This window comes from Hominimerdicola intestinalis, assembly GCF_054655215.1.
Genome location: NZ_BAAHNZ010000014.1, coordinates 42,069 through 50,712, shown reverse-complemented (window position 1 = coordinate 50,712; position 8,644 = coordinate 42,069). Strand labels below are relative to the sequence as shown.

8 protein-coding genes, 7 tRNA genes and 2 rRNA genes are annotated in these 8,644 nt (G+C 38.8%); 10 read left to right on the top strand and 7 right to left on the bottom strand.

Annotated elements, in window-relative coordinates:
* The 8 genes from ACYQ0H_RS11245 to ACYQ0H_RS11210 all read left to right on the top strand — a co-directional run.
* Positions 1–292, top strand: a 23S ribosomal RNA gene (locus tag ACYQ0H_RS11245); the annotation flags it as partial.
* Between the two features lie 78 nt (positions 293–370).
* A 5S ribosomal RNA gene (rrf, locus tag ACYQ0H_RS11240) occupies positions 371–486 on the top strand.
* 5 nt (positions 487–491) lie between these two features.
* A tRNA-Lys gene (locus ACYQ0H_RS11235) sits at positions 492–567 on the top strand.
* 4 nt (positions 568–571) lie between these two features.
* Positions 572–646 (top strand) — tRNA-Glu (locus ACYQ0H_RS11230).
* Positions 647–734: 88 nt separating this feature from the next.
* Positions 735–811 (top strand) — tRNA-Ile (locus ACYQ0H_RS11225).
* Positions 812–816: 5 nt separating this feature from the next.
* A tRNA-Trp gene (locus ACYQ0H_RS11220) sits at positions 817–892 on the top strand.
* Positions 893–980: 88 nt separating this feature from the next.
* Positions 981–1,274, top strand: a complete 294-nt coding sequence (locus ACYQ0H_RS11215) for a type II toxin-antitoxin system HicB family antitoxin (RefSeq protein ID WP_459812925.1) — start codon at positions 981–983, stop codon at positions 1,272–1,274.
* A 160-nt stretch (positions 1,275–1,434) separates the two neighbouring features.
* Positions 1,435–1,674: a hypothetical protein gene (locus ACYQ0H_RS11210; RefSeq protein WP_459812924.1), complete on the top strand. Its 240-nt coding sequence runs from the start codon at positions 1,435–1,437 to the stop codon at positions 1,672–1,674.
* Between the two features lie 69 nt (positions 1,675–1,743).
* Here the strand turns inward: ACYQ0H_RS11210 and ACYQ0H_RS11205 are convergent, their stop codons facing one another.
* Positions 1,744–2,646: an SDR family oxidoreductase gene (locus ACYQ0H_RS11205; RefSeq protein ID WP_459812923.1), complete on the bottom strand. Its 903-nt coding sequence runs from the start codon at positions 2,644–2,646 to the stop codon at positions 1,744–1,746.
* 150 nt (positions 2,647–2,796) lie between these two features.
* Between ACYQ0H_RS11205 and ACYQ0H_RS11200 the strand changes: the two genes are divergently transcribed.
* Positions 2,797–3,036 carry a hypothetical protein gene (locus tag ACYQ0H_RS11200; protein WP_459812922.1) on the top strand — a complete coding sequence of 80 codons (240 nt, stop codon included), beginning with the start codon at positions 2,797–2,799 and terminating at the stop codon, positions 3,034–3,036.
* Positions 3,037–3,459: 423 nt separating this feature from the next.
* Here ACYQ0H_RS11200 and ACYQ0H_RS11195 read toward each other — a convergent pair whose 3' ends face one another.
* From ACYQ0H_RS11195 to ACYQ0H_RS11170, 6 genes are all read right to left on the bottom strand, one after another.
* Positions 3,460–4,119 (bottom strand): hypothetical protein, encoded by a 660-nt coding sequence (locus tag ACYQ0H_RS11195; RefSeq protein ID WP_459812921.1) that lies wholly within the window; start codon positions 4,117–4,119, stop codon positions 3,460–3,462.
* A gap of 108 nt (positions 4,120–4,227) precedes the next feature.
* Positions 4,228–4,731: a hypothetical protein gene (locus tag ACYQ0H_RS11190; protein WP_459812920.1), complete on the bottom strand. Its 504-nt coding sequence runs from the start codon at positions 4,729–4,731 to the stop codon at positions 4,228–4,230.
* Positions 4,732–5,538: 807 nt separating this feature from the next.
* On the bottom strand, positions 5,539–5,736 hold the full coding sequence (locus ACYQ0H_RS11185) for a hypothetical protein (RefSeq protein ID WP_459812919.1): 198 nt from the start codon (positions 5,734–5,736) through the stop codon (positions 5,539–5,541).
* A gap of 757 nt (positions 5,737–6,493) precedes the next feature.
* Positions 6,494–6,569 (bottom strand) — tRNA-Ala (locus ACYQ0H_RS11180).
* Between the two features lie 60 nt (positions 6,570–6,629).
* Positions 6,630–6,713, bottom strand: a tRNA-Tyr gene (locus ACYQ0H_RS11175).
* Between the two features lie 11 nt (positions 6,714–6,724).
* Positions 6,725–6,800 (bottom strand) — tRNA-Thr (locus ACYQ0H_RS11170).
* A 341-nt stretch (positions 6,801–7,141) separates the two neighbouring features.
* Here ACYQ0H_RS11170 and glmU point away from each other — a divergent pair.
* Entirely contained in the window at positions 7,142–8,572 is a 1,431-nt protein-coding gene (gene glmU / locus ACYQ0H_RS11165) for a bifunctional UDP-N-acetylglucosamine diphosphorylase/glucosamine-1-phosphate N-acetyltransferase GlmU (RefSeq protein WP_459812918.1), read from the top strand.
* Positions 8,573–8,644: the final 72 nt, after the last annotated feature.

The window sequence follows — 8,644 nt, the reverse complement described above, 5'->3', positions numbered from 1 at the left end:
GGTCCCTATCTGTCGTGGGCGCAGGATATTTGCAAGGAGCTGTCCCTAGTACGAGAGGACCGGGATGGACGCACCTCTGGTGCACCAGTTGTCACGCCAGTGGCACAGCTGGGCAGCTATGTGCGGAACGGATAAACGCTGAAGGCATCTAAGCGTGAAGCCGCCCTTAAGATAAGATATCCCTTCCTTTATGGAGTAAGACCCCTGGAAGACTACCAGGTTGATAGGCTCAAAGTGTAAGTGCGGTGACGTATTAAGCTAGCGAGTACTAATAGGTCGAGGGCTTAACCTTTATTATGTTAAACCTTCCCTCTTTGCTTAAACACTTTTTCACATTATTCAATTTTGAAGCTATCACTAAGCTTCTTTAGTCGGTGATGATTGAGATGAGGTCCCACCTGTTCCCATGCCGAACACAGTAGTTAAGCTCATCTTCGCCAACGATACTTGGCTGGCAACGGCCCGGTAAAATAGGTCTCGCCGACTTCTTTGCACCATTAGCTCAGATGGTAGAGCAACTGACTCTTAATCAGTGGGTCCTGGGTTCGAGTCCCCGATGGTGCACCAAATTGGCCCGTTGGTCAAGCGGTTAAGACTCCGGCCTCTCACGCCGGCGACGGGAGTTCGATTCTCCCACGGGTCACCACTTGGTGCTTTTTGCCTTGACCTTACGGGCATTAAGTATTTAATATGAGGTCAAGCAAATGCTCTTTTGCTTGATTCTTTTTATTAGTGGGCCATTAGCTCAGTTGGTCAGAGCAACCGGCTCATAACCGGTCGGTCCTGGGTTCGAGTCCCCGATGGCCCACCACTTTTAGGGGTATAGCTCAGCTGGTAGAGCAGCGGTCTCCAAAACCGCGTGCCGAGGGTTCGATTCCTTCTGCCCCTGCCACAGAAAACGCCGTAGATAAACGTATCTATGGCGTTTTTGTGTTGTCTGCACAATTTGGGGCAGTTCAATTATTATAAGGAGTTAGTAAATGAAAATAAGTTATAATGCAATCCTTGAATTTGCTGAAGATGGTATAAATATTACTTTTCCTGATATTCCTAATGCATTTACATGTGCTTATACAAAAGATGAAGCAATAAAGATGGCTAAAGATGTATTAAAAATCACACTACACAAGAATAAATATAATACGCTACCTACTCCCACTCCCAAAGAAAACATATCATTAAAAAGTGGAACTGAAATAGTAAAAATAACAATTTTCATGGAATTGCGTGATGATTTGCTTTACGGCAATGGAATAATTGATATAAATAGATAATATTATGATTTGTATTCCTTATTAACAATACTTTCAGTCATTACTAATTGAGTTAATGTACCTGCCCATTTGAAACAGCACATATCACTTTGGTATATATCAAAATATATTGGATACTCTATTGATATTAAAGCAAATGAAAAAGTCAGGAGTGTAAAATATGAAACGCAATGAGTTGATCCAACAGGTAAAGGAAAAATATGCCAGTATAGCTTCTGCTGAAAGTCAGAATCATTTTCATCAAACAACAACGGAAATAACGGCGGAAGCTTATTATGAAAAGCTGCTTCAGGCAGTTGTAAACGAAATTTCAAACGGAACCTTTGATAATGTTCAGTCAGCTGATGAGATAATAAATAAGGTTGCCGCTGATAAATCAGTTCTCTCCAATTGGAAGTAACAATTTATGTAAAAAGTAAGGAGTGCATTATAAGCACTCCTGTTTTTTGTATTTAAATTGCTTTACAGATCATGAGCCTACCATAGTTCCTCCATTCGGATGCAGTACCTGACCGGTCATATAGCTTGAATCGTCCGAAGCAAGAAAAACAAAGGAAGGAGATATTTCACAAGGCTGACCAGCTCTCATCATCGGAACCTTTGAAGTTTTTATGCCGAAGGTTTTTACCTCCTCCGCCGAAAATGACGACGGAATCAGCGGAGTCCATATGGGTCCCGGAGCAACGGCGTTTACCCTGATTCCTTTTTCAGCAAGCGACTGTGAAAGTGATCTTGTCAAGGAAACTATTGCTCCCTTTGTCGAGCTGTAATCAATCAGATCCTTGTTTCCCTGATATGCAGTCACGGAAGCGGTATTTATAATACTGCAGCCCTTTTTCATGTACGGCAAAGCATATTGTATAAGATAAAAAAACGAGAACACATTGTTTCTGAATATAAATTCAAGCTGTTCGTGGGATATGTCAAGAATGCTTCGCTGAACAAACTGAACTGCGTGATTGTTCACCAATATATCCAATCTGCCGAAACATTCGACAGTTTTTTCCACGCATTGCTTTGCAAAGCACGGGTCTTTAAGATCGCCTCTTAGCAGCAAACATTTTCCACCGAGTTGTTTTATTCTTTCAGCGGTTTCATTAGCGTCTCGTTCCTCATCGTAATAAACTATCGCAACATTTGCACCCTCTTTTACGAAATCATAGGCAACTGCTCTGCCGATGCCACTGTCTCCTCCCGTTATCAGAGCGGCTTTGCATTCAAGCCTCCGGCATTTTTTTCCGCATTCTGAAATTGGTCTTGGCTTCATTAAATATTCGAGTCCGGGCTGTTTATTCTGGTGCTGCGGCGGAAATGCATACGGCACTTCCGTGCAATCGGTCATATAACCGTAATTGTCTTTATTCTGATTCATTGGCTGATACCTCCTTGATATATATTTTATGCCGATATAGGTGAAAATGTAAACAAAGCGAAGATTTAATCAGCATTATTACAGACCAGCTGTCTTACCAGTTGTTCGCATATCTCATACCGAAAAAGCAATAATAATTATGGTGATGATATGGTAAGAAAGGTTTATGTCGAGGTAACGGCAAGATTTGACACCTTGGGAAATTTAACACCTCTGTCAATTACATGGGAGGACGGTACGGTTTATAAAATCGACAGGATACTTGACCAGCGGAGAGCTGCAAGTCTCAAAGCCGGAGGTATCGGTATGCGCTATACCTGCCGTATTCTTGGCAGAGAGACTTATTTATTTTATGAAGAGCCTAGATGGTTTGTAGAGGGTAAAAGATAAATTGGATAAAATTATGGATACAGCGCTATCGGCTTTATAAAAAAGTCTGTGAAAATTCACTTTTGTGTGGTAAAATAACACAGTAGAATGAAGATATATGGCAAGAGGAAAACGCAAACCAATTATTTACATTTTGTGCCGCTTTTGCATCTCCAAAAAATATGACATTTTTCTCCAGACCAGTCCGTAATCATACCCCAGCCATATACTCAATTTTCAATGTATTCCTCTGTCACATTCATCGTTTCATCATATCCCACCTCTAAGAATTCGTCTGTTTTTTCATAAGCTTCAATAGCATCTTTTTTAATCTCTTTTGCAGTTTCGCCAATCTCTTTAGCGAGGCTTCGTTAAATATTTCTCCTTAAAATCCTTTAAGCTGTTATCCTGTGACATATTATGCCTCCGTTGATTATTTTTAACTTATTGTAAAATTAATGAGTACGAATATAACTCCCCATTATCATTAAATAAAAATCCTATAACATTTTCCTGTGTATCTTTATCCACATAAATTAACGCATTATCGATTTTTTTATCAGCTTCACCAAATGAAAGTTCAACCTCTTCACTCGATGAACCAAGGTGAATCCCATTAAACACAAGATAATTGTTTTCATACTTATCGTTTTTGTTTTTCCAATATGTACTTATGCCTTGAACATTTGCATTGCGTAATTGATCAAAACTTTCAATATCTTTATAGTTTAATGTGAGGATCTCAATATCATTGTAATACAGTGTCGTTCCACAATCCCCACTATCTAATATCTGAGTTGTATCTTCTTTTATGCTATAGTTTTCTCCTAAATTTTCTATAGTAAATGGAACACTGATTTGGTTTCCATTTATATAAAAAACTTTTGCTGCTGCTTCAACTGTCCATCCGCCGTCTGGAATAGCTACAGGTTCAATTTTTGACATATTGGGAACAGATTCTGTCATATCCTTATTAAGATCAGATAATTCAGAATTTTGCATGGTATTGCTATTGCTGCTGTTTGTTTTAGAAACATTCCCGCAGCCTGTCATAGTTAATGATAAAAGAGCCGCCGCCATAAATAAAACAAGTTTTCTTTTCATAGAACCTCCATCTAATTCAGTAGTTAAAATTGCCTTTTATAAACTGATTATAATTTTCTTCAGAAATAAGATAAGATGCACCACCTTTATAGGCTTCAAATTCATCACTCATAGTAGGCACTCTCCATCATCTAATAAATTTTTATCCATTCTTATTATATCGCTCCATAAACCATCTTTTTGATTGATTCCTTGCCATTCATTACATACTCGTAATTTATTTTCGCTTGCTAATATAGAAGATTTAACAGAATTCCAAAACTCAACATCCTGTATAACAAGAGTCGGCTGTTTGCGATTTTTTTTGTAAACTAAATTCCAACATACGGAATAGGCGATCCAAACTTGAACGGCACTGCCTTTAGCAAGAGCTAAGATAGCTTCTTTGAATTTTTTTATAATCTTTTCATTTTTTGACTCTTCATAGAGTTTAAAAACTCCAAAATTAACAATTCTGCCGAAATCCGTTGGTACATTTGCTGGAACAAAGCGACTTATAGGACAAGAATATCCTTTTTCTCCACAAAGAAATTCAGCAACCTCATCATTCTCAAATGCTTTTTTTGTAAGTTCAAGCAGCTCTTCATTTGTAATTTGTTTTTGCAATTTCATAACATTTCCTTTCTCGCCAAACGACGAATAAACATTTTTTATTTTTATATAAATTATTATAAAATATCACTTAATATACCTATATTAATTAAAATATTAGCACAATATACACAATAATTCAAGAGTTTAATTAATAATTATTGGCAATTTAAAAAAACTATAATTTACATAAAATTAACAATATAATTTTGTCAGATTTATACATAGCCTGTCTATATACTAAAAAAGCGGACAAGTAAGATAAAATAAAAATAACAAAATAGAAGACAAGCAGGAGGAATAAAAAATGTCAGGAAAAAGCACCGCAAAGTACACAGAGGAATTCAAGAAAATAATCGTAAATCTATAATCATCAAGAAAGCAATCGTTAAAAGGAAAACCGTCATATACGCAAATGTATTCTTGAGCTTTATACAAGGACTAAAAAGCGTTTTGGCGCTGACAAAATGAAAATTTGTCTTTAGCGTGATTATCGCATAAACATCAGCGTCGGCAGAGTATACCGTCTGATGAAGGATATGAACCTGCATAAAATGAGTACCGTTAAGCCATTCAAGCAATAAAATCGGTGCGACCGGACTACCTGCCAGTTCTGCAAGATTGCGTTGTGTTTTTATCTTTGTTCCTATATATTACCATATAAACGCCCATTTTTCCATAAAAATATGGCAATCTGCTTATTACTGCAAACCGCCACATTATCATTTTCCATTATCTGCATTAACTACATGGTGCTAGAACCATGTTCAAATCACTACTAAAAAAATTTTTTCCCTTTTTCGCCACAGACCAAAATTTGCGCTACTGTTAAATCAATTCCAATGCCCTTTTATAAAGTGGGTCTAAATCACAGCCACAACTTCCACATTCTTCATCTGCCTGCTTGATTGCCGATACTAATGTATCTTTATCAGCTTTACCGTCTAACCATTCTTTTGCCGGAATGGATATTAAATTCCAACCAGACGCAGCAAACTTTTCCATAATTGATTTTAATTCTTCCATTATGTAATTCCTTTCAAATTAAAAATTTTTGATTTGTCAGTTCTACAAACTGGAATTTCACGCTTCAATACTAAATGCAAGACGAATTTATCAGAGGCTATAAAGAAGAACACCGCTATACCGAAGAGATGAAAATGTCACATCCGCTTATGCGACGGTTTATCAATTTTTATGGTTATGCGCGATTGATTCGGTGTGTTGCAGAAAAATTTGATAATGAACCTGATTGGCTGGTAGAATTGAGGATAAAACTAGATAAATCTATTTCTGAAAAAGAAACAATCATCTTAAAGTAACCAACACGAAATATCAGAGACGGGCGCCCTTATCAACGATAAATGAACGGGCTGCGCTTGTCGTTGACAAGCCCGTCTGTCTCTGTTTATGCGGCCAATTAAGAGGGCGAAAGCAAAGAGTGCTATCGCCCTCTCTGCGATGAAGACAAATCTATTCAGCCTTGGTTCAAGCGGCTTTCAAATAAAAGAAAACGCCATAGTAAGGGGTTAATGCATAAGCTATCAAAAATGACATTCCATCATGTGACAATTACAGGCAAATAAAACTCGGAATTTTACAGCTTGACTTTACCATATTTCTTTATAACTTCATATTTGTCTTTATTCGCTCCCGTAAAATCCGGGCACTATTTGGACACCGAAGCGTCAAAAGTTGAAGCTTTTTCCGCCGTTTGGATACCAAAAAAGCCCGTAGCTACGGGCTTCAAGACACTTTTATCTATTATTTTGTCAGTGTAATATGGTGGAGCATAGGGGACTTGAACCCCTGACCCCCACACTGCCAGTGTGGTGCGCTCCCAGCTGCGCTAATGCCCCTTTGATATGTATAAATAAAAGAGTAAAAAAGCATTCACTATGTGAATGCCTTTTAAATTTTGGTGGGAGAGGATGGATTCGAACCATCGAAGCAAATGCAACAGATTTACAGTCTGCCCCCTTTGGCCACTCGGGAACTCTCCCAAAATAAAATATGGAGCTGGTGGACGGACTCGAACCCCCGACCTGCTGATTACAAATCAGCTGCTCTACCAACTGAGCTACACCAGCTTGTTTTCCGCCGCCATAACGTAAATTATTATAGCATATCCTGTCCGCTTTGTCAATACTTTTTTCTGAGAAAATTTATTGTTCAAACATGATCAGACAGCTTAATTATTATACACTTATTTTTTCTGTCTGTCAAGGATAAAATATTTTTTTGTCGGAATATACAATAATATAATGACGTATCAACAGTATATTGTGCAATTTAAACCTCAATTATAGCTTTGATCTAATATTATTATTTACAAAACCAAATTTAAATAATGTCATACTTGACGTGAACTGATAAATATATTATAATATATAATTGTAATTGGAAAGATCTGCGGAAGGACTGATTTTTAATGTCAAACAATGCCGTTATTCTGGCCGGAGGTCAGGGGAAGAGAATGAAAACCAACAAGCCTAAGGTTCTTTGCAGCGTAATCGGAGAGCCTATGCTTGAATGGGTGCTGACTGCCTGCGAAAATGCGGATATAAACGATATCTGTGTTGTTAAGGGATATGAAAGCGCACAGATAGATAAATTTCTTGAAGAGCGCAGCTCAAGAGCGGAGGTTTCCTCTGTTTTACAGGAGGAGCAGCTCGGAACAGGTCATGCGGTAATGCAGGCCCGAGAATTTTTGGAGGAGTATAAGGACGGGAATACGCTGGTGCTGTGCGGCGACGCCCCGTTTATTGACGCTGATACGATAAGCAGCGCTCTGGAGCTGCACAAAAGCAAAAGCTGTTCCGTTACCGTTGTAACGTCAAGGGTCGAAGATCCGTCGGGCTACGGAAGGCTGATCAGAAATGAAAACGGTATAAGCGGGATCGTTGAGCATAAGGACTGTGATCCTATGCAGCTTGCGATTACCGAGGTTAACAGCGGCTGCTATTGGTTCAATACTGCGGATCTGCTGGAAGTGCTTTTTGAATTAAAACCGGAAAACGCTCAGGGAGAATATTATCTTACCGACTGCATTGAGCTGATCATTTCAAAGGGCAAGACTGCCGACGCTTATATATCAGGAAATCCTAATGTCGCTCTCGGCGCAAACGACCGCAGAGGACTGCTCAGGCTTAACGATATAGCACGAAGTGAAATAATAGGAAAATGGCTTGACGAGGGGATCGAATTTTGCTGCACGGACGGCGTTTCTATAGGGAACAGCGTTAAAATAGGGCAGGGAACAGTTATTCATTCTGGTGTAATTCTTCGTGGAAACACCACGATCGGTGAAAACTGTGTAATCGGAAATAACTGCATTATCGATAATACTCAGGTCGGAAACAACGTAAACCTCAACAATGTTCAGGCTTATGATTCAGTTATTGAGGACGATGTTAAAATCGGTCCTTACGTTCAGCTCAGACCGAATTCGCATATTAAGAAAGGTGCGAAGATCGGAGATTTTGTTGAAATCAAAAATTCCACTATCGGAGAATATACCGCTGTATCTCATCTTACCTATATCGGTGATTCCGACGTAGGCGCAAACGTAAACTTCGGCTGCGGCGTCGTAACGGTAAACTATAACGGCGATAAGAAGTTCAGGACAGTTATAGAGGATAATGCGTTTATCGGCTGCAATACAAATCTTGTAGCGCCGGTAAGAATAGGAAAGGGCGCTTATACTGCGGCAGGTTCTACAATTACCTGTGACGTTCCCGCGGATGCTCTGGCTATCGAGCGTACTCAGGCTCAGATAAAGGAAGGCTATGCAGTGCGCAAGCTTAAAAACCGTACCGAAAAATTTGAAAAGCAGGTCAAGGTAAAGGGTGCGGAGAAATAAGTATAAACAGGTCTTATACGGCATTTTTTAATATGCTGTATAAGACTTTTTTGCATCCCGGCTTATTGAAAA